The 24332-nt window shown below is 71.1% G+C and carries 25 protein-coding genes and 2 tRNA genes; 19 read left to right on the top strand and 8 right to left on the bottom strand.

What is annotated here, in order from left to right; all coding sequences use genetic code 11:
* Positions 1-25 precede the first annotated feature (25 nt).
* From FB157_RS26490 to FB157_RS26485, 3 genes are all read left to right on the top strand, one after another.
* Complete coding sequence (locus tag FB157_RS26490) at positions 26-487, top strand: molybdenum cofactor biosynthesis protein MoaE (protein ID WP_145883144.1); 462 nt, start codon at positions 26-28, stop codon at positions 485-487.
* Between the two features lie 158 nt (positions 488-645).
* A complete protein-coding gene (locus tag FB157_RS47460) occupies positions 646-801 on the top strand; it encodes a hypothetical protein (RefSeq protein WP_186581698.1) in 156 nt (51 codons plus the stop codon).
* 50 nt (positions 802-851) lie between these two features.
* Positions 852-1949 (top strand): PDZ domain-containing protein, encoded by a 1098-nt coding sequence (locus FB157_RS26485; RefSeq protein ID WP_145883143.1) that lies wholly within the window; start codon positions 852-854, stop codon positions 1947-1949.
* Positions 1950-2064: 115 nt separating this feature from the next.
* Here the strand turns inward: FB157_RS26485 and FB157_RS26480 are convergent, their stop codons facing one another.
* Positions 2065-2607 (bottom strand): PPA1309 family protein, encoded by a 543-nt coding sequence (locus tag FB157_RS26480; protein WP_145883142.1) that lies wholly within the window; start codon positions 2605-2607, stop codon positions 2065-2067.
* Positions 2608-2771: 164 nt separating this feature from the next.
* Between FB157_RS26480 and FB157_RS26475 the strand changes: the two genes are divergently transcribed.
* From FB157_RS26475 to FB157_RS26460, 4 genes are all read left to right on the top strand, one after another.
* A complete protein-coding gene (locus FB157_RS26475; protein ID WP_261386559.1) occupies positions 2772-5699 on the top strand; it encodes a UPF0182 family protein in 2928 nt (975 codons plus the stop codon).
* 41 nt (positions 5700-5740) lie between these two features.
* Positions 5741-5814 (top strand) — tRNA-Met (locus FB157_RS26470).
* A gap of 205 nt (positions 5815-6019) precedes the next feature.
* On the top strand, positions 6020-7831 hold the full coding sequence (locus FB157_RS26465; RefSeq protein ID WP_186581685.1) for a tetratricopeptide repeat protein: 1812 nt from the start codon (positions 6020-6022) through the stop codon (positions 7829-7831).
* 67 nt (positions 7832-7898) lie between these two features.
* Positions 7899-7972 (top strand) — tRNA-Met (locus FB157_RS26460).
* Positions 7973-8091: 119 nt separating this feature from the next.
* Here FB157_RS26460 and FB157_RS26455 read toward each other — a convergent pair.
* Together FB157_RS26455 and FB157_RS26450 are read right to left on the bottom strand one after the other, a co-directional pair.
* On the bottom strand, positions 8092-8508 hold the full coding sequence (locus tag FB157_RS26455) for a Fur family transcriptional regulator (protein WP_145883140.1): 417 nt from the start codon (positions 8506-8508) through the stop codon (positions 8092-8094).
* Between the two features lie 89 nt (positions 8509-8597).
* The gene (locus tag FB157_RS26450) at positions 8598-8990 is read right to left on the bottom strand and encodes a cyclic nucleotide-binding/CBS domain-containing protein (protein ID WP_145883139.1); all 393 of its coding nucleotides are present in this window, start codon (positions 8988-8990) and stop codon (positions 8598-8600) included.
* Between the two features lie 454 nt (positions 8991-9444).
* Here FB157_RS26450 and FB157_RS48675 point away from each other — a divergent pair, with 454 nt between their 5' ends.
* Genes FB157_RS48675 through FB157_RS26440 form a run of 3 tightly spaced genes read left to right on the top strand, consistent with a single transcriptional unit; the run spans position 9445 to position 11478 of the window.
* Positions 9445-10122, top strand: coding sequence for a hypothetical protein (locus FB157_RS48675; protein WP_261386551.1), 678 nt, complete (start codon positions 9445-9447; stop codon positions 10120-10122).
* A gap of 31 nt (positions 10123-10153) precedes the next feature.
* Positions 10154-10711 carry a SigE family RNA polymerase sigma factor gene (locus FB157_RS26445; RefSeq protein WP_261386550.1) on the top strand — a complete coding sequence of 186 codons (558 nt, stop codon included), beginning with the start codon at positions 10154-10156 and terminating at the stop codon, positions 10709-10711.
* Positions 10708-11478, top strand: a complete 771-nt coding sequence (locus tag FB157_RS26440) for a hypothetical protein (RefSeq protein ID WP_145883137.1) — start codon at positions 10708-10710, stop codon at positions 11476-11478. The genes FB157_RS26445 and FB157_RS26440 overlap by 4 nt, the downstream gene beginning before the upstream one ends.
* A 93-nt stretch (positions 11479-11571) precedes the next feature.
* Here FB157_RS26440 and hisN read toward each other — a convergent pair whose 3' ends face one another.
* Positions 11572-12372, bottom strand: coding sequence for a histidinol-phosphatase (gene hisN, locus FB157_RS26435; RefSeq protein WP_145883136.1), 801 nt, complete (start codon positions 12370-12372; stop codon positions 11572-11574).
* A 178-nt stretch (positions 12373-12550) separates the two neighbouring features.
* Between hisN and FB157_RS26430 the strand changes: the two genes are divergently transcribed.
* A complete protein-coding gene (locus FB157_RS26430) occupies positions 12551-13162 on the top strand; it encodes a TetR/AcrR family transcriptional regulator (RefSeq protein WP_186581684.1) in 612 nt (203 codons plus the stop codon).
* Positions 13163-13265: 103 nt separating this feature from the next.
* Here FB157_RS26430 and FB157_RS26425 read toward each other — a convergent pair whose 3' ends face one another.
* The 4 genes from FB157_RS26425 to FB157_RS26410 all read right to left on the bottom strand — a co-directional run bounded on the left by FB157_RS26425 (position 13266) and on the right by FB157_RS26410 (position 16793).
* Positions 13266-13589 carry a multidrug efflux SMR transporter gene (locus FB157_RS26425; RefSeq protein WP_055710521.1) on the bottom strand — a complete coding sequence of 108 codons (324 nt, stop codon included), beginning with the start codon at positions 13587-13589 and terminating at the stop codon, positions 13266-13268.
* An 85-nt stretch (positions 13590-13674) separates the two neighbouring features.
* The gene (rsgA, locus tag FB157_RS26420; protein WP_145883135.1) at positions 13675-14685 is read right to left on the bottom strand and encodes a ribosome small subunit-dependent GTPase A; all 1011 of its coding nucleotides are present in this window, start codon (positions 14683-14685) and stop codon (positions 13675-13677) included.
* Between the two features lie 16 nt (positions 14686-14701).
* Positions 14702-16042 (bottom strand): 3-phosphoshikimate 1-carboxyvinyltransferase, encoded by a 1341-nt coding sequence (gene aroA / locus FB157_RS26415; protein ID WP_145883134.1) that lies wholly within the window; start codon positions 16040-16042, stop codon positions 14702-14704.
* A 28-nt stretch (positions 16043-16070) separates the two neighbouring features.
* Complete coding sequence (locus tag FB157_RS26410; RefSeq protein WP_145883133.1) at positions 16071-16793, bottom strand: M50 family metallopeptidase; 723 nt, start codon at positions 16791-16793, stop codon at positions 16071-16073.
* A 104-nt stretch (positions 16794-16897) separates the two neighbouring features.
* On the opposite strand from FB157_RS26410, the gene FB157_RS26405 reads away from it, so the two are divergent.
* The 8 genes from FB157_RS26405 (at position 16898) to def (ending at position 24198) form a co-directional block, all read left to right on the top strand.
* Positions 16898-17713, top strand: a complete 816-nt coding sequence (locus FB157_RS26405; RefSeq protein WP_145883132.1) for an SOS response-associated peptidase — start codon at positions 16898-16900, stop codon at positions 17711-17713.
* Positions 17714-17722: 9 nt separating this feature from the next.
* A complete protein-coding gene (locus FB157_RS26400) occupies positions 17723-18349 on the top strand; it encodes an alpha/beta family hydrolase (RefSeq protein WP_145883131.1) in 627 nt (208 codons plus the stop codon).
* Between the two features lie 306 nt (positions 18350-18655).
* Positions 18656-19339, top strand: a complete 684-nt coding sequence (sigR, locus tag FB157_RS26395; protein WP_145883130.1) for an RNA polymerase sigma factor SigR — start codon at positions 18656-18658, stop codon at positions 19337-19339.
* On the top strand, positions 19336-19638 hold the full coding sequence (rsrA, locus tag FB157_RS26390) for a mycothiol system anti-sigma-R factor (protein ID WP_145883129.1): 303 nt from the start codon (positions 19336-19338) through the stop codon (positions 19636-19638). Before sigR ends, rsrA begins: the two co-directional genes overlap by 4 nt.
* 109 nt (positions 19639-19747) lie before the next feature.
* Complete coding sequence (locus FB157_RS26385) at positions 19748-21091, top strand: HD-GYP domain-containing protein (protein WP_145883128.1); 1344 nt, start codon at positions 19748-19750, stop codon at positions 21089-21091.
* Positions 21088-22317 carry an HD-GYP domain-containing protein gene (locus FB157_RS26380; protein ID WP_145883127.1) on the top strand — a complete coding sequence of 410 codons (1230 nt, stop codon included), beginning with the start codon at positions 21088-21090 and terminating at the stop codon, positions 22315-22317. The genes FB157_RS26385 and FB157_RS26380 overlap by 4 nt, the downstream gene beginning before the upstream one ends.
* 110 nt (positions 22318-22427) lie before the next feature.
* Entirely contained in the window at positions 22428-23408 is a 981-nt protein-coding gene (locus tag FB157_RS26375; RefSeq protein WP_145883208.1) for a hypothetical protein, read from the top strand.
* Positions 23409-23547: 139 nt separating this feature from the next.
* Complete coding sequence (gene def / locus FB157_RS26370) at positions 23548-24198, top strand: peptide deformylase (protein ID WP_145883126.1); 651 nt, start codon at positions 23548-23550, stop codon at positions 24196-24198.
* Positions 24199-24332: the final 134 nt, after the last annotated feature.

The raw sequence follows: 24332 nt of genomic DNA, 5'->3' as shown, positions 1-24332 counted from the left end.
CGGGGGCATGCGGCACGATGGACCCATGGCAGCTACGAACGATCACCCCGGTGAGCAGGCGGCTCAGGATCCCATCAAGCTGATCGGCATCCGCGAGACCGCGCTGTCCGTGGACGAGGTGTTCCGGGCCGTCGGGGACGACGCCGCCGGCGGCGTCGCGCTCTTCGTGGGGACCGTGCGGAACCACGACGGGGGCGCCGACGTCGACGCGCTCGGGTACTCCTGCCATCCCAGCGCCGAGGCCGAGATGCGGCGGATCGCCGAGAAGGTCGTCGCCGAGTACCCGGTGCGCGCGCTGGCCGCCGTCCACCGGGTCGGCGACCTCGACGTCGGGGACCTCGCCGTCGTCGTGGGCGTGTCGTGCCCGCACCGGGCCGAGGCCTTCGAGGCGTGCCGCAAGCTGATCGACGACCTCAAGCACGAGGTGCCCATCTGGAAGCAGCAGAAGTTCTCCGACGGGACCGAGGAGTGGGTCGGCGCCTGCTGACATCAGCCGCACCCGTGTTCACGTTCGGCCCACCTCCCACTCCGGTTGCGTAACCGACCCCCTGGCGTGAGCGTTGTCAGTGCGGATGGTTAATCTGCTGATCAGTCAGTCGCGGACGCTCATGGGGTTGGGAGGTCGGCATGGCGGCGCTTGCCTGGTTGCTGATTCCGCTTGTGGCTGCGGTCGGTGCCGGTCTGTGGGGAAGCTGGGCCAACCGCACTCGACGGGCCCGCAGCGACGGGCCCGAACTGGACGGGTACGCACGCTTCCGCGAGGCCATGGAGAAGCCCCGCTCGGGCGCGCACGGCGCCTGACGGGGGTGCCCTGACGGTGCGCTGACAGAGGCGTCCCGTACTGTCGTTGCATGCCACGCCGCACCGCGACGATGCTCGCCTCCACCCTGATGCTGATCGCGCTCCTGTGCGCGGGAGTGCTCATCCCCGTGCCGTACTCGGAGATGTCCCCCGGGCCGACCGTGAACACGCTCGGGGAGCACGCGGGCGAGCCGGTGCTGGAGATCGAGGGGCACAAGACCTACCCGACGGACGGGCATCTCAACATGACCACCGTCCGGGTCACCAGCGCCGACTTCCGGATGAACCTGGTGGAGGCCGTCTACGGCTGGCTGGCGCACGACACCAAGGTCGTGCCGCACGACACGCTGTACCCGGACGGCAAGACGGAGGAGCAGTCCACCCAGGAGAACGCCGAGGAGTTCAGCCAGTCCCAGGAGAGCGCCAAGGTCGCCGCCCTGAAGGAACTGGGCGTCCCGGTGAAGTCCTGGGTGATCGTCTCCACCGTCGTCAAGGGCTCCCCGGCCGAGGGCCGGCTGCACGCCGGTGATGTGATCAAGGCCGTGGACGGTACGGCCGTGAAGCAGCCGTCCGATGTCGCCAAGCTCGTCACCAAGCACAAGCCGGGGCAGAACGTCGTCTTCACCGTCGTCCCCGTCAAGGAGCAGGCCGCCGCCCAGAAGGAGCACAAGACGGCGACCAGGACGCAGGACGTGAAGATCACGACGGCGACCTCCGCCGACAGCGGCGTCAAGCGGGCCATCGTCGGGATCTCCGCCGGGACCGACCACACCTTCCCGTTCACCATCGACATCAAGCTCGCCGACGTCGGCGGGCCCAGCGCCGGCCTGATGTTCGCGCTCGGCATCTACGACAAGCTCACCCCGGGCAGTCTCACCGGCGGCAAGTTCGTCGCGGGCACCGGGACGATCGACGACAACGGCACGGTCGGGCCGATCGGCGGCATCGAGATGAAGACCGTCGGCGCGCGCAGCAAGGGTGCCCAGTACTTCCTGACCCCCGCCGAGAACTGCGCGGCCGCCGCCAAGGACACCCCGGGCGGGCTCACCCTGGTCAAGGTCAAGACCATCGGCGACGCGCTCGGCGCCCTGAAGGACATCCGCAGCGGCGACACCGCCGCCCTGCCGAAGTGCACCGTCAAGGGCTGACGAGCGGATCCCGCTGCGGCGAGCGGATTCCGGTACACGGCTGGGGGCGCCCCTTGTGACAAGGGGCGCCCCCAGCGCCGTACAGGATCTGCGAGAAGAGTGCGAGAAGAGGACGTCAGTCCGCGAAGGTGGTCGACAGGGCCTCGGCCAGGCCGGGCACCAGGTCCGGGCCCGTCAGGACCTCCGTGGCGGAGTCCTTCTCGCGCAGCCGCAGCGCCGAGTCGCGGCTGCCGTCGCGCAGCACCGCGACCGTCATGCGGACCTCCTGGCGCTCGGGGTGGTCCGCCACCCACTGGGCCAGCTTGGCCTCGCTCAGGCCCTGGGGGACCTGCGCCTCGGCCGACGGCGGCAGCATCAGGCGCTCCACCGTCAGCGCGCAGCCGACCACCGCGTCCGGCCAGGCGATGGTGCCGAGGAACTCGTCGAGCGGCTTGTCCGTCGGGACCTCGTCCTGCTCGATCGGGGTGAGACCGGTCGTCTCGGACTCGTCCTGCAGGCCGAGCTGGGCGGCGAGCGAGGGTTCCTGAGCCCGCAGCCGTGCGGTGTCTACGAGGGCGAAAAGGCGAGCGGGCTGGTCCCAGCCGAGGCCGGAGGCGTACTCGTCGATCTCGAGTACGGCCCGGGTGAGCGGGCTCGCTGCCATGGGAGTGTTGGACATGGTCACAATCCTGCCTCGTTACCGGCCGGAATCGGGAACCGAGTAAACCGTGAGTAAGTTGCATAGGTGTGGGCCCGCGATCACGGGGGGCCACGGAGGGCCCGCGAACACGAGGGCCTGACGGATCGACAGCGAACTTCGAGGTGCGCACCTTGGCTTTCCAGATGCCGGACCGCGGCGGAGGCCCGACGGGACCGCGGATCAGAGCGGGCCGCCCGTCCCGGCGCGCCCGGACCCTGCTCATGACACTGGGCGTCCTGTCCGTCCTCGGCATGGCGTTCACCATGTTCGCGGGCTTCTGGACGGACTGGCTGTGGTACCGGTCGGTGCACTACTCGTCCGTGTTCACCACTACGCTGTCGACCAAGATCGGGCTGTTCTTCGTCTTCGGTCTGCTGATGGCTCTCGCCGTGGGCTTCAACATCTGGCTCGCGCACCGGCTGCGGCCCCCGCTGAGTGCCATGTCCATGGAACAGCAGAGCCTGGACCGCTACCGGATGGGCATCGCGCCGTACAAGACGTGGATGCTGCTCGCCGTCACCTCCCTCGTCGGCCTGATCGCGGGCGCCTCGGCGTCCAGCCAGTGGCGCACCTGGCTGATGTGGGTCAACGGCGTGCCCTTCCACCAGAAGGACCCGCAGTTCCACCTCGACGTCTCCTTCTACGCCTTCGATCTGCCCTGGTACCGGTTCCTGCTCGGCTTCGGATTCGCCACCGCGATCCTCTGCCTGATCGCCGCCGCGCTCACCCACTACCTGTACGGCGGGCTGCGCGTCACCAGCCCGGGCGCGCGCGCCACCGCCGCCGCGACCGGGCATCTGTCGGTGCTCCTCGGCATCTTCGTCGCGCTGAAGGCGGTCGCCTACTGGCTCGACCGGTACGGCCTCGCCGTCAAGTCCAGCGACTTCAAGACGACCGGCAACTGGACCGGCCTGCGTTACGTCGACGCCAACGCCTATCTGCCGGCCAAGACGATCCTGTTCTGCATCGCGGTCATCTGCGCACTGCTGTTCTTCGCCACCCTGTGGCGGCGCACCTGGCAGCTGCCCGTCATCGGCTTCGGCCTGATGGTGCTCTCCGCGATCCTGATCGGCGGCCTGTACCCGGCCATCGTGCAGAAGTTCCAGGTCCAGCCCAACGAGCAGGCCAAGGAAGCCCCGTACGTCCAGAAGAACCTCAAGGCGACCCGTGAGGCGTACGGCATCGACGACGCCAAGGTCACCGAGTACCCGGGCAAGTCCGGCACCGCGGACAAGACCAAGCTGCGCGACCAGGTCGACGACACGGCCAGCATCCGCATCATGGACCCGAACGTCGTCTCGCCGACGTTCCAGCAGCTGCAGCAGATCCGGAACTACTACGGGTTCCCGACCAACCTCGACGTCGACCGGTACGCCAAGGACGGCAAGGACCAGGACACCGTCATCGGTCTGCGCGAGCTGAACCTGGACGGCATCCCGAAGAACAACTGGATCAACGACCACTTCCGCTACACGCACGGCTTCGGCGTGGTCGCAGCCAAGGGCACCGAGGCCGACCCCGAGGGCCGCCCGGTCTTCACCGAGAAGAACCTGCCGTCCCAGGGGGACCTGGGCACGTACGAGCAGCGGATCTACTACGGCGAGAAGACCACCACGTACTCGATCGTCGGCGGTCCCCAGAAGGAGATCGACTACTCCGACGACCAGGGCGAGAAGACCACCAGCTACACCGGCAAGAGCGGCGTCAACCTCGACGACCCGATCAACCGGGCCGCGTACGCGGTGGCGTTCAACGAGCCGCAGATCCTCTACTCCGGCGCGATCGGCAAGGGCTCGCGGATCCTGTACAACCGCACACCCAAGGACCGCGTCGAGGCGGTCGCCCCCTGGCTGACCATCGACGGCGACGCCTACCCGGCCGTGGTGAACCACCGCATCCAGTGGATCGTGGACGCGTACACGACCACGAACGGATACCCGTACGCCTCCCGTACGACCCTCGGTGACACGACGGCCGACTCGCTGACCGCGAACAACAACTCCCGCGCGGTGGTGGCCCAGCAGAACCAGGTCAACTACATCCGCAACTCGGTGAAGGCGACCGTCGACGCGTACACCGGCGAGGTCAAGCTCTACCAGTGGGACACCAAGGACCCGGTGCTGAAGACCTGGATGAAGGCCTTCCCCGGCACGGTGAAGCCCCGCGCGGACATCTCCGCGGACCTGATGGCCCATCTCCGCTACCCGCAGGACCTGTTCAAGGTCCAGCGCGAGCTGCTCACCCGCTACCACGTGACGGACGCGCAGACCTTCCTCAGCGGCAGCGAGGTGTGGGAGGTCCCGGACGACCCGACCAACGACTCCGGCAGCGCGGTGCCGCCGTACTACCTGAGCATGAAGATGCCGGACCAGGCGGCGCAGGCGTTCTCGCTGACGACGACGTTCACGCCGAACGGGCGGGACAACCTCAGCGCGTTCATGTCCGTCGACTCCGATCCGCGGGCCAGCGACTACGGCAAGATCAGAGTCCTGAAACTGCCGACGAGCACGACCGTCGACGGACCCAAGCAGGTCCAGAGCCAGTTCAACTCCCAGGCGGACATCGCCGAGACGATCAGCCTCCTGTCCAGAGGCCACTCGAAGGTCGAGTACGGCAACCTGCTGACCGTGCCGCTCGACGGGGGCCTGCTGTACGCGGAGCCCGTCTACGTACGCGGTGGTGAACTCAAGTACCCCTTGCTGCGCAAGGTGTTGGTGACTTACGAGGGCAAGACCGCCTTCGAGGACACGCTGGACGAGGCGCTCAACAAGGTGTTCGGAGTGAACGGGTCGACCACACCGCCCGATACCGGCACCACCAATCCGCCCGGCACCACCAACCCGACGGTGCAGCAGGCGCTGGAAGACGCGCAGAAGGCCTTCGCCGCCGGGCAGCAGGCCCTCAAGGAGGGGCCGGACTGGGACGCGTACGCCAAGGCCCAGAAGGATCTGCAGGATGCGCTGAAGCGGGCCGAGGACGCACAGTCCAAGGCCGGCAGGACGACCGACAAGACGGCTGACAGGACAGCGGACAAGGCGACCGACAAGACAGCGGACAAGAACGCGAGTTGATCAAGGCCACTCTGCGCCGTGGTACTGTTACCAGGCAACGGCGCGGGGTGGAGCAGCTCGGTAGCTCGCTGGGCTCATAACCCAGAGGTCGCAGGTTCAAATCCTGTCCCCGCTACTGAAGTCGAAGGCCCGGATCCTAAGGGATCCGGGCCTTCGTGGTGTGCGAACTCATGTACAGGCGTGGAATGACCGCCGCGCCGCCGTGGGGAGTTGGACGACTTGTGTTTGACTTATCTCTCTGTGGGCATGTCGACAAAACGCTGAAGTGACCTCACGGGCTGCGGTATACCGGGTGTACCCAGGTTGCAGGTGGTGCGACGATGGACGTTATGGGGGACAAGGCAACTCTGTTCGAGACAGGGCGATTTGTGCAGCCTTCGAGTGAGGAGCCGACGCGGGACGAGATGGGCGACATGGGGGACGCCGCCGAGGAGGTACGCCTCCGGCTCGCCGCCGAGACCGGCGACACCGAGGCGATGAGCGTCCTCGGTGCCATCCTGCTGCGCCGCGGTGATCTCGACGGAGCGGAGCCCCAGCTGCGTGCCGCCACCGCGGCCGGGGACCGGGCCGCGGCCAACAACCTGGGTGTCCTCCTGCACCAGCGCGGCTACCCCGAGGAGGCCGCCGGCTGGTGGCGGATCGCCGCCGTCGCCGGTTCGGCCGCCGCCGCGCACGCGCTGGGCCGGCACCACCGCGAGCGCGGGGACGAGCCCGCCGCCGAGTACTGGCTGCGCCAGTCCGCCGAGCAGGGCCATGCGCTGGGCGCGTACGCGCTCGCCGACCTGCTGGAGCACCGCGCGGACGCCGGCTCCGAACAGTGGATGCGCGCCGCCGCCGAACGCGGGCACCGCGAGGCCGCCTACCGGCTCGCACGCGCGCTCGACCGCAGGGTCGCGCAGGAGGACGAGAGCGGGACCGACAACGCTGTCGAGGAGATCGAGCAGTGGTACCGGCAGGCCGCCGCGCGCGGCCACCGGCGGGCCGCGCTGCACCTCGGCGCGATCCTGGAGAAGCGCGGGGAGCTGAAGGAGGCCGGGCGCTGGTACCTGACCTCCGCCAAGGACGGGGAAGCGCGTGCCGCCTGCGCGCTCGGGTTCCTGCTGCGGGACGCCGGGGACACCGAGAGCGCGGCCGTGTGGTGGCTCAGGGCCGCGCAGGACGGCGACGGCAACGCGGCCAACGCGCTGGGCGCGCTGCACGCCGAGCGCGGCGAGACACAGACCGCCGAGCGGTGGTACAGGGCGGCGCTGGACGCCGGCGACGACAACGGGGCGTACAACCTCGGGCTGCTCTGCGCCGAGCAGGGGCGGACCGCGCAGGCCGAGCAGTGGTACCGGCGGGCCGCCTACGCCGGGCACCGGGAGGCGGCGAACGCGCTGGCCATCCTGCTGCTCCAGGGCGGCGACACGAGCGGTGCGGAGCCCTGGTTCTCCAAGGCGGCCGAGGCCGGGAGCGTGGACGCCGCGTTCAACCTGGGGATCCTGCACGCCGGGCGGGGCGAGGATCGGTTCGCTCTGCGCTGGTACGAGCGGGCGGCCGCCGCCGGGCACACCGAGGCGGCGCTTCAGGTCGGGATCGCACGGCTGCGCGAGGGCGACGAGCCGGAGGCCGAGCGGCATCTGCGGTGCGCGGCCGGCGGCGGCAGCGCCGAGGCGGCGTACCGGCTGGCCACAGTGCTGGACGCGCGGCGGCCGCCGGAGCCCGCGCACGAGCTGGGCGAGATCGTGCACGAGAAGACCGAGTGCGAGGAGTGGTACGAGCGGGCGGCCTCCCAGGGGCACCGGCGCGCGCAGGTGCGGGTGGGCATGCTCGCGGCGGCCCGGGGTGACGTCGTCGAGGCTGCGCGGTGGTACCGGGCGGCGGCGGAGGCCGGATCGCGCAACGGGGCGTTCAACCTGGGGCTGCTGCTGGCCCGGGAGGGCAGCGAGCCGGAGGCGGCCGTGTGGTGGACGCGGGCCGCTGACGCGGGGCACGGGCGGGCGGCTCTCCGGCTGGCCCTCGTCTACGCGCGTCGCGGGGAGCTGGCCGAGGGGCAGAAGTGGGCCGACCGGGCGGTGGCGCTCGGGCCCGCGGAGGTCGCGGAGCGGGCGGGACGGCTGCGGGACGCGCTGCGGGAGGAGCTTTCCGCGTGACCCCGGCCACTCGCCCCTAATGGATTTGCTTCAGCGGGCTGCCCTCACGTAGTGTCGTGTTCACCGACGCGGGGTGGAGCAGCTCGGTAGCTCGCTGGGCTCATAACCCAGAGGTCGCAGGTTCAAATCCTGTCCCCGCTACTGAAGGCCTAGGGCCGGAATCCAGGAATGGATTCCGGCCCTAGGTGCGTTCATGGGCGCCTGCGCATCAGCATGTAAAAAAGGGGGGCTTGCGCCCCCCTCGTGTCATGTGCCTCGTGTCACGTGCCGGCGCAGGTCGGGCACAGTCCCCGGTACGTCACCTCGACGTCCGACACCGTGAAGCCGAAGCGCTCCGTGTCGGGGAGGTCGGCGAGCGGGTTCCCCGTGGGGTGCACGTCACGGATCGCGCCGCACTGGGCGCAGACCAGGTGGTGGTGCGGCCGGTGCGCGTTCGGGTCGTACCGCTTGGCGCGCTTGTCCGTGGAGACCTCGAGCACCTCACCGAGGGAGACCAGCTCACCCAGCGTGTTGTAGACGGTCGCCCGGGAGATCTCCGGCAGCTTCACGACGGCCCGCGCGTGGACCTCGTCGGCCGTCAGATGGACATGCTCGCCGTCGAGAACCTCGGCCACGACGCGCCGCTGTGCGGTCATCCGCCATCCGCGTCCGCGCAGCCGTTCCAGAAGGTCGCTCATGCGGACAGTGTAACGGAATCGAGACCAGGTTCCGAATAGGTGTGACTTTGGAATGTTGACGGACTTGGACTAAGTCCAATGTTGGGATCTCATGCGGGTACCTGCTGCCGCGCCGGCGCCCAGCAGCGGATGATGTCGCGGACCGAGACGATGCCGGCGGGCTCGCCGCGGTCGAGGACGACCAGATGCCGGAAGCCGCCGTGCGCCATGGCGCGGGCCGCCTCCTCAAGGGTCCAGGTCGGGGTCGCGAAGACGACGTCGGTGGTGGTGTGGGCGTGGATGAGCTCCGCGTCCGGGCTCTGGCCGAGGCCCACGGAGTTGAGGATGTCGCGCTCGGTGATGATCCCGATGCCGCCGGCATCGGGATCGAGGATCACAGCGGCGCCGACGCGACGGGCGGACATCAGGGCGGCAGCCTGGCGGAGGGTGTGGTTGGGGCCGAGGGTGAGGACCATGGTGCTCATGGCGTCACGGACGAGCATGGATGGGCCACCTCCTACGGGAATCCCCGAGTCCGCGGCTCCGGCCGTTGGTTCAGGGATTCACAAGTTCACAAGTGGGGGTGGCCTCAGGATGCCAGGTAAAGGACGGGTCAACAAGAGGGCGCGCGCGGCCAGTTGAGGGCGTGCGCGGGCTTCTCTCCTTCCTCAGTAGCGCTGGTATTGAACTTTGCTTCCAGTGGGGTGCGGCGTGGCTCTGCACTCCGCCGGTGAGCTGCGTAGTTGCTGTCGATGCCTGTCGTCGTCGGTCTTCGGTCGACCTCATCTCGCGCGGGCGTGCAACCTGCCGTGAGTGTTTGGGAGTACCTACGGGCGGACGTCCAAGCCGCGGCCACCCCCTGGTGGTCGCTGCAGGTCGGCACGCGGGCCCAGCGCGCCGGCCGTCGACGACCGCCCGGCATGGCGTCGGGCGGCAGCTTTGAAGGAGAAATGCTCCGTGGCTCTCAGTTTTGCCAGGAAGGCAGCCATGGCGGCCGTCGCGGTCGCCGCGCTCGGAGGGGTCTCGTTCGGCGCCTCCGCGAGCGAGGCGGCGCCGAGCCCGGCCGCCCATCCGGCGTCCGCACCTGCCTCCGCCGTCGCCGAGCGGTCTGCTTCCGCTCACCGGCAGGTGCCGCAGGTGGTCACGCAGGTGATCGGCAGGGGCCGGGTGGACGGGCACCGTTGGTCGGTGGCGCTGGAGTTCCACCGGACGCTGCCCAAGGGCTACACCCTGCCGACGCTTCCCGATGGATCCACGGCCCCTGGTACGTCGCTGTTGTGCCAGCGCATGTACATCGGCGGCGTCCGTATCGACCACCAGGGCGGCCGGTGGGCCGACTGCCAGCCCGTCACCGGCACGCAGGACCCTCATGCCTCGGGCGAACTGGGGTTGTGGGGTCTGCACGACAAGGGTCTCAGCGGCAGCCGGCTCATGGTCTCCAACCCCGAAGCCGACGTCGCCTACGGCGTGGTCTCGCTCTCCGACGGCACCCAGGTCAAAGCCGCCACCGTCACCGTCCCCGGCACCACCTACCGTGCCTGGGCCGCGGCCATCCGCGACGGACGGACCATCACCGCAGTCGACCAGTACGACATCCACCACAAGCGACTCACCCACGACACCAACTGGCGCTGACCAGCCAGGCGAAGGACGGGCACCTCCTGCTGTGCAGCCAAGTGACCGCAAGGCCGCGGACCGCGGACCGGATTCGGAGTTCACCCGGTTCGTCGCCGCCCGTTGGCGAGCCCTGACCCACACCGCGTACCTGCTCACGGGCGACTTCCACGAAGCGGAAGACCTGGTGCAGACGACGCTGGCCAAGGTGTACCCGCACTGGCGGCGACTGGAGCCGGAGCGCGCCGAACACTACGTTCGCCGCGCACTGGTCAACACCAACCGCAGCCGGCATCGCCGCCGCAGGATCACCCACCTCCTTCTCCCGACACTGCCCGACACCGGCACCGTCCACGACGACGGGGCCGGTGTCGGAGGCGTGGACGTGTACGACGCCCTGGCTCGCGAGCTCGCCGACCTGCCCGAGCGCCAGCGGGCTGTCGTGGTGCTGCGCTACTGCGAGGATCTGTCCGTCGAGGAAGTGGCAGACGTCCTCGGCTGTTCGGTCGGCACCGTGAAGAGCCAGGCGTCCCGGGCCCTGGCCAAACTGCGCAGCCGGTCGACCCTCGCCTGCAACTACCCGCCCAGCCGCCCTGCAGAGGCACGATGACTCCAGACCACGGCCAAGAAGACTGGGCACGCGCCGCCTTCGCCCGGTCACGCGAGGCCTACCCCTCGTCCCAGGCTCCCGTCGACCAGATCCTGACCGCCGCGCGCGCCCGCAGGAAACGCCGCCGTGCGGCGGCTGCCGTGGCAAGTGCCGCGTGCGTGCTCGGCCTCGGCCTGACGGTTGCGTTCCTGAAGCCACCGTCTGATGCCGTCGCCCCTGCGCGCCGGCCCTCACCCCCCGCGAGCTCCTCCTTCACCCCGGCTCCCGGCCCGGTCGGTGTCCGGGTGGCCGAGGGGACGACGGACGGGCACCGTTGGTCGGTGGCGCTGGAGTTCCACCGGACGCTGCCCAAGGGCTACACCCTGCCGACGCTTCCCGATGGATCCACGGCCCCTGGTACGTCGCTGTTGTGCCAGCGCATGTACATCGGCGGCGTCCGTATCGACCACCAGGGCGGCCGGTGGGCCGACTGCCAGCCCGTCACCGGCACGCAGGACCCTCATGCCTCGGGCGAACTGGGGTTGTGGGGTCTGCACGACAAGGGTCTCAGCGGCAGCCGGCTCATGGTCTCCAACCCCGAAGCCGACGTCGCCTACGGCGTGGTCTCGCTCTCCGACGGCACCCAGGTCAAAGCCGCCACCGTCACCGTCCCCGGCACCACCTACCGTGCCTGGGCCGCGGCCATCCGCGACGGACGGACCATCACCGCAGTCGACCAGTACGACATCCACCACAAGCGACTCACCCACGACACCAACTGGCACTGACCACCACCGCCAGCAGATGCGGCGAACGCCAGGATCTCGGCCCACCTGCGGCACACCGGGTGGTGGGCCGGAGATCCCGTCCACGCTCCGGCGTCAGTAGCGCCCGTTCAGATACCCCAGCAACTCGTCGTGCAGCAGTCCGTTGGACGCGGCCGCGTTGCCGCTGTGCGGGCCCGGGCGGCCGTCGAGGCCGGTGAAGGTGCCGCCGGCCTCGGTGACGATGATCGCGTTGGCAGCCATGTCCCACAGGGACAGCTCCGGTTCGGCGCAGATGTCGACCGAGCCCTCGGCCACCATCATGTAGGGCCAGAAGTCGCCGTACGCGCGCGTGCGCCACACCTCGCGGGTGAGGTCGAGGAAGCCGTTCAGGCGGCCCTGCTCCTCCCAGCCGGAGAGCGAGGAGTACGCGAAGGAGGCGTCCGGGAGCTTGCCGACGCGGGAGACGTGGATGCGGGTCGCGGCGGACAGGCTGCGGCCGGTGAAGGCGCCGTGCCCCTTCGCGGCCCACCAGCGGCGGCCGAGGGCGGGGGCGGAGACGACGCCGACGACGGGGTGGTAGCCGCCCTCGCCCGCTTCCGTCAGGGAGATGAGGGTGGCCCAGACGGGGACGCCGCGGACGTAGTTCTTGGTGCCGTCGATCGGGTCGATCACCCAGCGGCGGGGGCCGGTGCCCTCGACGCCGTACTCCTCGCCGAGGACCGCGTCCCGGGGGCGGGCGCGCTGGAGCTGGCCGCGGATGAGCTCTTCCGCCGCCTTGTCCGCTTCGCTCACCGGGGTCATGTCCGGCTTCGTCTCCACCTTAAGATCGAGGGCCTTGAAGCGGTCCATGGTGGCGGCGTCGGCCGCGTCCGCGAGGACGTGGGCGAGGCGGAGGTCGTCGAGGTAGTCCGGCATGTGAGGAACGGTATCCGGCGAGGGGGTACGGGGCCATAGGGGGCCCGGGGGACGGGAGCCGGGCCGGTTCCTTCGGTGCATCGGTGGCGGAGGGCGCCCCTCCGCACCACCGCGAACCCTTGACAGTGCATGTACGCGCGTCAAATCTGGGCGCAGAGTTGCTCGCCCCAGGGAGGCGATGATGCCTGCAGCCCGGGAATCGCTACTGGACGCCGCCTGCACGGCGCTCGGGCGTCGGCCGTGGTCCGCGGTGCGGATGGTCGACGTGGCAGCGGCGGCCGGGGTGTCCCGGCAGACGCTGTACAACGAGTTCGGGAGCAAGGAGGGGCTGGCCAGGGCCCTGGTGCGACGGGAGGCCGACGGGTATCTCGCCGGCGTGGAACGGGCCCTGGCCGCGCACACCGACCCGCGGGACCGGCTGACCGCCACCGCCGAGTGGATGGCGACGGCCGCCCGGGACAACGCGCTGGTACGGGCCATGCTCACCGGCTGCTGGAGCGAGCGTCTGCCCACACCGACCCTGTCCGCCGTGCCGTCCTCCTCCGCCGTACCCGCGCAGCGCCGCGCCGACGGCCCGCTGCCCTCCCCCCGCGACTTCGTGCAGATCGTGCGGGACCGGGCGGTGACGGTGCTGGCCGGTCCGGGCGTGGCCACCACGGACACCGCCGAGCTGGTCCGCTCCTGCGAGCTGGCCGTACGGGTCGCCCTGTCGTGTGTCGCGGCCCCGCCGGGTGAGGGGGGAGTGGCCGAGCTGGTGCGCAGCGCCCTGGTGCGGCAGCGCGTCGGCTAGAGGTCTGCCGGACGGGTCAGGGCGCAAAGCCCCCGAGTCCGGGTGGCGGGTCGGGCCGGCAGGCCCAGGGCCGGGCCGGCCGACGGGCCGGGACCCGAAGCACCTAGTGCGCCGACCCCGACAGCTGCAGCCCGATCACGCCGACGATCACCAGGGAGATCGAGACGATCTTCAGGGTCGACACCAGGTCGCCGAGGAAGACCATGCCGTAGATCGCGGTGCCCGCCGCGCCGATCCCGGTCCACACCGCGTACGCGGGACCGACGTCGAGCTTCTTCAGGGAGAGGGTCAGCAGACCGAAGCTGCCCAGCGCGAAGGAGGCGAAGGCGACCGTCGGCCACAGGCGGGTGAAGCCGTGGGAGAGCTTGAGGCACACGGCGAAGCCGGTCTCCAGAATCCCGGCCACGATGACCAGCAGCCACGCCATGTGCTGTCCTCCCGTAGGTCCGGCCGTCCGGCTGGGTGCGATTATGCACTTACCGTCCAGGGACCCCGGCAAACAAGTGCGATGCTCAGTCGCCTTCCCGACGCTCCCGCGTCGCCAGCAGCCGGCGCAGGGAGAACAGCCGCGCCGGGTCCGCGTGACCCTCCTCGACCCACGCGTCCAGCGCGCAGTCCGGTTCGTCGTGGCTGCACGCGCGCGGGCAGCCCTCGGTGCCCGGTACCAGGTCCGGGAAGGCGTGGATCACCCGGTACGGGTTGATGTGCGCGAGACCGAAGGAACGCACGCCCGGGGTGTCGATGACCCAGCCGTCCGCGCTGTTCAGCGGCAGTGCCAGCGCCGAGGTGGTGGTGTGCCGGCCGCGGCCGGTCACCGCGTTGACGTGCCCCGTCGTACGGCGGCGGTCCTCCGGGACCAGCGCGTTGACCAGGGTCGTCTTACCGACGCCCGAGTGGCCCACGAAGGCGGTGATCTTGCCGTTCAGGTGCTCGCGCACCTGGTCCGCGGCACCGCCGTTCTCCAGCTCCTCGCGGCTGGTGACGATGTAGGGGATGTCGAGGGCGCCGTACAGTTCCAGCAGCTTGTCCGGCGGGGCCAGGTCCGACTTGGTCATCACCAGCAGCGGTTCCAGACCGCCGTCGTAGGCCGCGACCAGACAGCGGTCGATCAGCCGGGGGCGGGGCTCCGGGTCCGCCAGGGCCGTGACGATGGCCAGCTGGTCCGCGTTGGCGACGACCACCCGCTCGAAGGGGTCGTCGTCATCGGCCGTACGACGCAGCAGCGAGCTGCGCTCCTCGATGCGCACGATCCGCGCGAGCGTGTCCTTCTTGCCGGACAGGTCGCCGACCAGGGCCACCCGGTCGCCCACCACGGCCGCCTTGCGGCCCAGTTCGCGGGCCTTCATGGCCATGACCGGGCGGTCTTCGACCAGGCAGGTCAGCCGGCCCCGGTCGACGGTGAGGACCATGCCCTCGGCCGCGTCCTCGTGCTTGGGCCGGATGTTCGTGCGCGGCCGGTTGCCCTTGCGGTTGGGGCGGCTGCGGATGTCGTCCTCGTCGGTGTGCTTGCCGTAGCGGCGCATGGTTCCAGTCCGCCCGTCAGTTCCCGAGCATTCCGGCCCACATGTCGGGGAAGTCCGGCAGGGTCTTCGCCGTCGTCGCCACGTTCTCGATCTGCACGCCCTCGACCGCCAGGCCGATGATCGCACCGGCCGTTGCCATGCGGTGGTCCTCGTAGGTGTGGAAGGTGCCGCCGTGCAGCGGGCGCGGGCGGATGTGCAGGCCGTCGGCCGTCTCGGTGACGTCGCCGCCGAGTTCGTTGATCTCCTTGGTGAGCGCGGCCAGCCGGTCCGTCTCGTGCAGCCGCAGGTGGGCCACGCCACGGAGTGTGGAGGGCGAGTCCGCGAGGGCCGCGACCGCCGCGATGCCCGGGGTCAGCTCGCCCACGTCGCCCAGATCGACGTCGATGCCGTGGACGGCGCCCGAGCCGGTGAACTCCAGCCCGTACTCGGTCAGCTCGCAGGAACCGCCCATCTCGGTGAAGATCTCCCGCAGCCGGTCACCCGGCTGGGTGGTGCGGGCCGGCCAGTCCGGGATCAGCACCTTGCCGCCGGTGACCAGGGCCGCCGCCAGGAACGGCTGGGCGTTCGACAGGTCCGGCTCGATCGTCAGGTCCCGGCCGAGCAGAGCGCCCGGCGTCACCCGCCACACGTTCGGCTCGCCGCCCGACTCCGGGGTGTCCACCTGGGCGCCGACCGCGCGCAGCATGTCCACGGTCATCCGGATGTGCGGCATGGAGGGCAGGGACGTGCCGGTGTGGCGGACCTCGACACCCTGGTTGAAACGCGGGCCGGACAGCAGCAGCGCCGAGACGAACTGGGAGGACGAGGAGGCGTCGATCGACACCGGGCCGCCGTCCAGCGCCCCGCTGCCGTGCACGGTCAGCGGCAGCGCGCCCCGGCCGTCGTCGTCGATCCGGGCGCCGAGCACGCGCAGCGCGTCGATCACACCGTTCAGCGGGCGCTCGTACGACCGCGGGTCCCCGTCGAACCGGATGGGACCGTCGGCCAGCGCGGCCACCGGCGGCAGGAAGCGCATCACCGTGCCGGCGTTGCCGACGTCGACGGTGGCCGGACCGCGCAGGCCCGTGGGCAGCACCCGCCAGGCCTCACCGGAGCCGTCCGGGCCCCCCGCGACGGAGGAGCTGGACGACACGGTCTCCTCGATCTCCACGCCCATGGCCCGCAGGGCACCGGCCATCAGCAGCGTGTCGCGGGAGCGCAGCGGGCGGCGCAGCCAGCCGGGCTCGGAGGCCAGGGCGGCGAGCACGAGGGCGCGGTTGGTGACCGACTTGGACCCGGGCACGTGGACCGTCGCGTCGACGGCTCCGCTCGCGTGCGGGGCGGGCCAGAGGGCGGGGTGGGCGGTGTTCGGGGCCATGGGGCCACTTTATAAGGAGGGCCCGGCGTCAACCTTCCAGCAGCCAGCGGCCCCCACCGATGAGCGAACACAGCGACACCGCGTGGAACAGGAACAGCCACAGCCCCGCCGGTACGTGCGTCAGCCGCGACAGCTGGTCCGCGTCCGAGTCCCCCGCGCCTCCCCGCGCCCGCTTGGCCTGCAGCTCGAAGGGCGGTCGTACGCCCCCGAAGAGCAGGAACCACACCACCGCGTACGCGAACGCCGCCTGCACCTGCGGTCCCGCCAGCCAGGACACCAGCAGGAAGGCGCCCCCGGTGAGGACCACGGTCAGGACCCCGTACGCGTTGCGGATCATCACCAGCATCACCACGAGCAGCGCGGTCGCCGCCCACAGCAGCAGTGTGATGTGGCCCGCGGCCAGGAGCGCGGCGCCGCCGAGGCCCAGCAGCGAGGGGGCCGTGTAGCCCGCGGCCGCCGTGAGGATCATGCCGAGGCCGTACGGCTTGCCGCGGCTGACCGTGAGGCCGCTGGTGTCGGAGTGCAGGCGTATGCCCGTGAGCTGCCGGCCCGTGAGCAGGGCCACCAGTCCGTGGCCGCCCTCGTGCGCGATGGTGACGGCATTGCGCGAGAGCCGCCACAGGGAGTGCGGGACGACGGCGGCGAGGGCGGCGACGAGGGTGGCGAGCACCACCCACAGATCGGGGTCGGGCTGGGCGCCGGTGAGCCGGTCCCAGAGGTCGGGCAGCGCGGTGGCGGCGAGGCTGTCCATGTGTCCGAGTGGCTCCCTGTGGTCGAGTCAGTAGGGGTCGGCGCGAAGCGCCGTCGTTGAGGGGTGGTGGCCGGGTGACGGGCGGGCCTGGCAGTGTGGCACGTATGTGCGGACGGTATGCATCCAGTCGTAGGCCCGAGGATCTCGCAGGAGTCTTCGAGATCGAGAAGTGGGAGCCCGAGGAGACCCTGGAGCCGGACTACAACGTGGCTCCGACCAAGGAGGTCTACGCGGTCCTGGACCGTCCTCTCAAAGACGCGTCCGAGCCCCGGCCGGTTCGGCAGCTGCGCAGGCTCAAGTGGGGACTCGTGCCCTCCTGGGCCAAGACGCCCGAGGGCGGCGCCCGGATGATCAACGCGCGCGCGGAGACCGTGCACGAGAAGCCGGCCTACCGCCGCGCCTTCGCCACCCGGCGCTGCATCCTGCCCGCCGACGGCTACTACGAGTGGGTCACCGGCAAGGACGAGCGGGAGCTGGAGGTCGAGGGGAAGAAGAAGCGGCCCCGCAAGCAGCCGTACTTCGTGCTGCCCGCCGACGGCTCGGTGTTCGCGATGGCCGGGCTGTACGAGTTCTGGCGGGACCGGACCCTGCCCGACGACCACCCGCAGGCCTGGTGGGTCACCTGCTCGGTGATCACCACGGAGGCGGAGCACACCCCGCTGGCCGTCGCCCCCGCCGAGGGCCCGCACACCCTCGCCGAGATCCACCCCCGGATGCCGCTGATGCTCACCCCGGACCGCTGGGACGCCTGGCTGGACCCCGCCCGCACCGACCCGGACGACGTCCGCGAGCTGCTCGCCCCGCCGCCGGCCGGCCTGATGCGCGCCTACCCGGTCGCCACGGCCGTCAGCAACGTCCGCAACAACGGCCCGGAGCTGCTGAAGGAGCTGGAGGCGCCGGAAGTGAGCACCCTCTTCTAGCCTTCTGGTGTGATCGAGATTGTCGAGACCGACGCCGGGACCGCCCGCATCACCTGGCACCGGGCGAAGAAGGCGCGGCTGGTGCTGGCCGTGAGCCACGGGGCCGGCGGCGGCATCGAGGCGCGGGACCTGCGGGCGCTCGCCCAGGTGCTCCCGGGACACGGCGTGACCGTGGCCCTCGTCGAGCAGCCCTGGCGGGTCGCGGGCAGGAAGGTCGCGCCCGCTCCGAAGACCCTGGACACCGGCTGGCGTGGCATCTGGCCCGCGCTGGCCGGGATGGCGCTGCCGGTGATCTCCGGCGGCCGCAGCGCGGGCGCCCGGGTCGCCTGCCGCACCGCGACGGAGCTGGGCGCGCACGCCGTGCTCGCGCTGAGCTTCCCGCTGCACCCGCCGGGCAGGCCGGAGCGCTCCCGTGCCGACGAGCTGCTCGGCGCCGGGGTGCCCACGCTCGTCGTCCAGGGCGGAAACGATCCCTTCGGCAGGCCGGACGAGTTTCCCGAGGGGTCCTTCGGGCTGGTCGAGGTGCCGTACGGCGATCACGGTTTCGCCGTGCCGAAGCGCGCCGAGATCACCCAGGAGCGGGCGCTGGAGATCGTCACCGGCGGTGTCGTGGAGTGGGCCGCGTCACTCGGCTGACCCCCGGGAATGCCGCACGGTGGAGTGCTGTTGTGGCGGACAGGAGTGCTGAAGCACCGGCACCGACGTCGTGGAGAGGAAGTCCGCCGCATGGGTTCGACCATCTGCCCGCCCGTCGCCCACCACCCCGTGGACGGGCTTCGCCCGGCAGAGTCCGATCCGAGCCGCAGCAGCCGCACTGACCTGGACTGGACGGTGCTGCACGCGGCCAAGGCCGCTCCTATTCGAGCGGCGGCAGGCACGGGTCGTGTTCTATCCTCCGAAACGAGTGGGATCGGTTTCGGTCCTGCCCGGGATCTTGAGGAGGTGGGTCCGGTCACTGGGACCGACGCAGGGACCGACAACGGCCAGGCGGAGCTGCCCGAGGGCCGGGGCGACAGCGCGGAGACGACCGCCGAGCGCAGTGCGCGCTTCGAGCGGGACGCGCTCGAATTCCTCGACCAGATGTACTCGGCCGCGCTGCGCATGACGCGCAACCCGGCGGACGCCGAGGATCTGGTGCAGGAGACGTACGCCAAGGCGTACGCGTCCTTCCACCAGTTCCGCGAGGGCACCAACCTCAAGGCGTGGCTGTACCGGATCCTCACGAACACCTTCATCAACTCGTACCGCAAGAAGCAGCGCGAGCCTCAGCGCAGTGCGGCCGAGGAGATCGAGGACTGGCAGCTCGCCCGTGCCGAGTCGCACATGTCGACGGGTCTGCGCTCCGCCGAGTCGCAGGCGCTCGATCACCTGCCCGACTCGGACGTGAAGGAAGCGCTGCAGGCGATCCCCGAGGAGTTCCGCATCGCCGTCTATCTCGCGGATGTCGAGGGCTTTGCGTACAAGGAGATCGCGGACATCATGGGGACACCCATCGGTACGGTGATGTCCCGGCTGCACCGCGGCCGCCGTCAACTGCGCGGCATGCTCGAGGACTACGCCCGTGACCGCGGGCTGGTCCCGGCGGGCGCCGGAGAGTCGAACGAAGCGAAAGGTTCGGGCTCATGAGCTGCGGAGATCCGCACGAGACGGACTGCAGTGAGGTCCTCGACCACCTGTACGAGTTCCTCGACAGCGAGATGCCGGACGTCGATCGCGACAAGTTCCAGCACCACTTCGAGGAATGCTCTCCGTGCCTGGAGAAGTACGGCCTGGAGCAGGCCGTGAAGAAGCTGGTCAAGCGCTGCTGCGGCCACGACGACGTGCCGGCCGACCTGCGCGCCAAGGTCATGGGGCGGATCGACCTGATCCGCTCCGGGCAGACCGTCCCCGAGCACGACGTGACCGTCACGCCTCAGGAGAGCTGAGGACCGGCCATCACCCGAATGTGCTAATCCTCGGGTCATGAGCCCCCGGACCCCCCGATTCCCGCCCTAGGCTCCGAGCCCGGACAGGCACGGTCGGGGGAGGGGCGTCATGGAGGCGGTTCCAGCGAGGGCACGGGCCTATGTGGTCTGCGTCGCCCTGCTGGCCGTGGTCTGTGTTCTTCCCCTGCCGGTCACCCGCACGCCCTGGTGGGTGCTCGCCCTGCTCACCGCCCTGTACGCGGCCTGCGAGCACGCCGCACGGCGCCGCCTGGGCGGTACCTTCTACCCCGTTCTGCTCGCCGGGGCGTTCCTGCTGCCCCCGGCCGCCGCCGCCCTGGTGCCGGTGCCGGCCGCCCTGCTCGCCCGTGTGGAGGAGCGGCCCGTGGGGCTGCGCCGCATGTGGCGGGCCGCGCAGCCTTCCCTCGCCGTGTGGGGCGCGGCCCGGGTGCACGGGGCGCTCGGCGGCCGGGACACCGTCGTGGCCTGCGACTTCCCCCATGCGCTCGGGCCCGCCGGGGCGGCCGTCCTCGCCTTCTGCCTGGTGCTGGCCGCGCTCGACGGCGGCCTCCTCGCGGCGGGCGTGGGGGTACCGCCCACGCCGTTGCGGCAGTGGGGCGGGGTGCCCCTGCGCCGGGCCTGGCGCGGGCTGCTGTCCCGCTCCCTCGCGCCGGTCGCCGTGCACGGACTCGCCGGGCTGATGATGGCCGTGCTGTGGCGCAGCCGGTACGGGCCCGTCGCCGCACTGCTCGTGCTGCTGCCGATGTGCGTCTCCTGCTGGGTCTTCGCCCAGTACCACCGGGAACGTGCCGCCCACCAGGCGACCATCCGCGCCCTGGTGCAGGCCGTCGACCTCAAGGACGGTTACACCCGCGGCCACAGCGAACGGGTCGGCCAGGCCTCGGTGATGATCGCCCGCGAGCTCGGCATGGACGACGAACGCGTCGAGGTGCTGCGTTTCGCCGGCATCCTGCACGACGTCGGCAAGCTCGGCGTCCCCACCCGGCTGCTGCGCAAGGACGGCCCGCTGACCCCCGAGGAACGGCGGATCATCGAGCTGCACCCCGAGTACGGCCATGAGATGGTCCGCGGGATCTCCTTCCTCGGCGAGGCCCGCGCCGCGATCCTGCACCACCACGAACGGCTCGACGGCAGCGGCTACCCCTACGGACTGGTGGGCGCTCAGATCCCCGAGTGCGCCCGCGTGGTGGCCGTCGCGGACGCCTTCGACGCGATGACCTCCACCCGCTGCTACAGCAGGGCCCGCCCGGTCGAGGTGGCCGTCACCGAGCTGGAGCGGTGCGCGGGAACCCAGTTCGACCCGCGCATGGTCACGGCGCTCGCCCGGGCCCTCGACCGCCACGGCTGGCATCCGGCCGTCACGGCCGACGAGACGGCAGAGCGGATACCGGAGCGGCAACCGGTCGCCGGCAGTCCCAGCGGGGCGTCGCGGTGACCGCCCTCCGGCTCATCCACGCCTGCGCCGCCCTCACCGCCGCCGTCTGCCTCGCCGTCACCCTGTGGACCGGCTTGGCGGACCGGCGCGTCGCACTCGCCTTCGGGGTGCTCATAGCCGTCGGCGAGCTGACCCGGTGGAGCGGAGCCCAGGTACGGCAGGCCGCGCCGCTGGGCACCGCCGGATCGCTGTCGTACGCCCTGCTCGGTGCCGACGCGGGACATCCGACCCTGCAGGACGCGCCGCAGGTCGTCACCATCGTCCTCGCCGCCTCCCTGCTCGGCGGCGTCCCGCACATCTGGTGCGGACGCACCCCGACCCTCGACCACCTCGCCCGCCGCGTCCTGACCGTCGGATTCGCCGCCGTCTGCTTCCAGCCCCTCTACAACGAGGGCGTGTTCGAGTCCTGGAACGGCGCCGCCTACGCGTTGCTGCTCATCACCCTGCTCGTCCTCACCGCCCTGTGCGACGCCGTCCTCGCCGCGGCCCTCGCCCACTCCCGCACCCACTGGCCCTTCGGTCCGCTCCTGCGCGAGGAACTGCGCGGACTGCTCGGCATCGGATCAGCCGTCTGCGCGACCGGCGCGGTGATGGCGCTCGCGGTCGCCGTGGTCGGACTGTGGGCGCTGCCGGTGTTCTGCCTGCCGCTGCTGCTCGCCCAGCTCTCCGTCCGCCGCTACGCCGCCGTGCGCGCCACCTACCGGCAGACCATCGCCTCCCTCGCCCGGGCCACCGAGATCGCCGGGTACACCCCGACGGGACACGCCCGCCGGGTCGCCGCGCTCAGCCTGGCCGTCGGCCGGGACCTGGGCCTGTCCGGACCCGCGCTGACCGTCCTGGAGTACGCGGCCCTCATGCACGACATCGGCCAGCTCAGCCTGGTCGACCCCGTCCCCGCCGGCGCCACCGCCGTCCTGCCCCGGGAGGAGCAGCGGCGTATCGCCCTGCTCGGCGGGGCCGTCGTACGGCAGACCGGGGTGGACGCGGCCGTCGCCGTGGTCGTGGAGCGGCAGGCCGACCCCTGCCGGGAGCAGCCGCTCGCCGCGCGGATCGTCAGGGCCGTCAACGCCTACGAGGAGAAGGCCCGGGATGCGGGGCCCGACGGGCCGCTCAGGGCCCTGGAGGAGCTGCGCCTGGCCACCGCCGGGGACTACGCTCCCGAGGTCGTGGAGGCGCTCGCCCGGGTTCTGGCCCGGGACTGTCTGACGCTGCCCGTGGCGGGGTAACCCATGGGTAATGAGCGGCCCTCCCGCCGTACGTGGTTGGATGCGAGGGAGAGGGTGTTCGGGGGCACAAGCCAGCCCACGTGCGGAACTGGAACTGGCAGGCGGGAATCGTGAGGATCTTCGGCAAGGGACGGCACCGGCCCTCCGCCTCCTGGCGGCAGGCCACAGACCGCGCGTTCACGCTCATCGGCGACGGCCGGTACGAGGACGCGGGCGAGCTGCTGACACGCGCCGCCGACCTGGAACCCTGGCTGGCGGAGTCCTGGTTCAACCTCGCACTGCTGCACAAGTTCCGGCACGACTGGGAGCAGGCCCGCGCCGCCGGACTGCGCGCCGTGGCCCTCCTGGACCGGGAGACCGGCGCCCCCGACTGGTGGAACGTGGGCATCGCCGCGACCGCCCTGCAGGACTGGCCGCTGGCCCGCCGCGCCTGGCAGGCGTACGGGCTGCGGGTGCCCGGCGGCGCCACGGCCTCCGGCGAGCCGCTCGGCATGGAGCTGGGCAGCGCGGCCGTACGGCTCTCCCCGGAGGGCGAGGCCGAGGTGGTGTGGGGCCGCAGACTGGACCCGGCCCGGATCGAGGTGCTGTCCATCCCGCTTCCCTCGTCCGGGCGGCGCTGGGGAGAGGTCGTCCTGCACGACGGCGTCCCGCACGGCGAGCGCACGACGTCCGCCGGGCACTCCTACCCGGTCTTCGACGAGATCGAGCTGTGGGCGCCCTCGCCGGTCCCCACCTGGGTGGTGCTGCTGGAGGCGGCCACCGAGGCGGACCGGGACGCGCTGGAGCAGCTGGCCGCCGACGCGGGGTTCGCCGCGGAGGACTGGTCGTCGTCGGTGCGGCTGCTGTGCCGGATGTGCTCGGAGTCGCGGATGCCGTCGGACGAGGGGGACGGCGTCCATCTCGATCCGCATGATCACAGCGAACCGGGTCATCCCGGGCCGCTGGGGCATCGCACGGACGGGCAGCTCTGGGTCCCCGAGCGGGAGTGCGGGGTGGCCGCGCCGGCTTCGCTCGTAAGGGGGCTGCTGGACGGCTGGGTCGCGGACAGTCCGGACTCCAGGGACTGGCGCGATCTCGAAGAGGTCTGCTGAGACCACGGCCGGCCGCGGGTCCGATGTGGCCACGCGGCGGGCCGCCTTTCGGCACAGTCCCGCGCCCCTTCAGGGCGTGCCCACGTACCCTGTACCAGCAACTTCACCCCTGTTTTCCTGAGGAAGGCGTACGTCGGTCATGGCGCAGCAGGACACCGATCAGCAGCACGCGGGCGTGCTCCCCGTCGACGACGAGGGCTATGTCGTCGACACGGAGGACTGCGAGGAGCGCGAGAACGCCTGGCGTGAGCGCGGCACCTCGCGGCCGATCACGGTCGTCGGCAACCCGGTCCTGCACAAGGAGTGCCAGGACGTCACCGAGTTCGGTGCGGAGCTGGACCAGCTGGTCGCGGACATGTTCGCCAGCCAGCGCACCGCCGAGGGCGTGGGCCTGGCCGCCAATCAGATCGGTGTCGACCTGAAGGTCTTCGTCTACGATTGCATGGACGACGAGGGCGTCCGGCACGTCGGTGTGGTGTGCAACCCGAAGCTGGTCGACCTGCCCGCCGACAAGCGCCGGCTCGACGACAGCAACGAGGGCTGCCTGTCCGTACCGACCGCGTACGCGTCGCTCGCGCGTCCCGACTACGCCGAGGTGACCGGCCAGGACGAGAAGGGCAACCCGATCAAGGTCCGCGGCACCGGCTACTTCGCTCGCTGTTTGCAGCACGAGACCGACCACCTGTACGGGTACCTGTACATCGACCGTCTGTCCAAGCGCGACCGCAAGGACGCGCTGCGGCAGATGGCCGAGAACGAGCCACGCTACCCCGTCGTCGCCAACGACTGAGACGTCCGGTCCGACCGTACGGACACCGTACGAGAGCAGCAACGACGCACGTTACGACGCCCGTTCGGGATCCTTCCCGACCGGGCGTCGTTCGTTTGTTCGCCACAAAGTTCCCGCACCATGGGGTGGTGAGT

Source organism: Streptomyces sp. BK340 (genome assembly GCF_007827595.1).
In the GTDB taxonomy this organism is placed as follows: Bacteria; Actinomycetota; Actinomycetes; order Streptomycetales; family Streptomycetaceae; genus Streptomyces.
The sequence above is the reverse complement of the archived record's forward strand: the minus strand, read 5'-3'. Positions and strand labels throughout refer to the sequence as shown.

Coding starts and splice junctions, on each gene's coding strand:
- FB157_RS26490 (WP_145883144.1), top strand. CDS start 26: ATGGCAGCTACGAACGATCACCCCGGTGAGCAGGCGGCTCAGGATCCC.
- FB157_RS26485 (WP_145883143.1), top strand. CDS start 852: ATGCCACGCCGCACCGCGACGATGCTCGCCTCCACCCTGATGCTGATC.
- FB157_RS26480 (WP_145883142.1), bottom strand. CDS start 2,607: ATGTCCAACACTCCCATGGCAGCGAGCCCGCTCACCCGGGCCGTACTC.
- FB157_RS26475 (WP_261386559.1), top strand. CDS start 2,772: ATGCCGGACCGCGGCGGAGGCCCGACGGGACCGCGGATCAGAGCGGGC.
- FB157_RS26465 (WP_186581685.1), top strand. CDS start 6,020: ATGGACGTTATGGGGGACAAGGCAACTCTGTTCGAGACAGGGCGATTT.
- FB157_RS26455 (WP_145883140.1), bottom strand. CDS start 8,508: ATGAGCGACCTTCTGGAACGGCTGCGCGGACGCGGATGGCGGATGACC.
- FB157_RS26450 (WP_145883139.1), bottom strand. CDS start 8,990: ATGCTCGTCCGTGACGCCATGAGCACCATGGTCCTCACCCTCGGCCCC.
- FB157_RS26440 (WP_145883137.1), top strand. CDS start 10,708: ATGACTCCAGACCACGGCCAAGAAGACTGGGCACGCGCCGCCTTCGCC.
- hisN (WP_145883136.1), bottom strand. CDS start 12,372: ATGCCGGACTACCTCGACGACCTCCGCCTCGCCCACGTCCTCGCGGAC.
- FB157_RS26430 (WP_186581684.1), top strand. CDS start 12,551: ATGATGCCTGCAGCCCGGGAATCGCTACTGGACGCCGCCTGCACGGCG.
- FB157_RS26425 (WP_055710521.1), bottom strand. CDS start 13,589: ATGGCGTGGCTGCTGGTCATCGTGGCCGGGATTCTGGAGACCGGCTTC.
- rsgA (WP_145883135.1), bottom strand. CDS start 14,685: ATGCGCCGCTACGGCAAGCACACCGACGAGGACGACATCCGCAGCCGC.
- aroA (WP_145883134.1), bottom strand. CDS start 16,042: ATGGCCCCGAACACCGCCCACCCCGCCCTCTGGCCCGCCCCGCACGCG.
- FB157_RS26410 (WP_145883133.1), bottom strand. CDS start 16,793: ATGGACAGCCTCGCCGCCACCGCGCTGCCCGACCTCTGGGACCGGCTC.
- FB157_RS26405 (WP_145883132.1), top strand. CDS start 16,898: ATGTGCGGACGGTATGCATCCAGTCGTAGGCCCGAGGATCTCGCAGGA.
- rsrA (WP_145883129.1), top strand. CDS start 19,336: ATGAGCTGCGGAGATCCGCACGAGACGGACTGCAGTGAGGTCCTCGAC.
- FB157_RS26385 (WP_145883128.1), top strand. CDS start 19,748: ATGGAGGCGGTTCCAGCGAGGGCACGGGCCTATGTGGTCTGCGTCGCC.
- def (WP_145883126.1), top strand. CDS start 23,548: ATGGCGCAGCAGGACACCGATCAGCAGCACGCGGGCGTGCTCCCCGTC.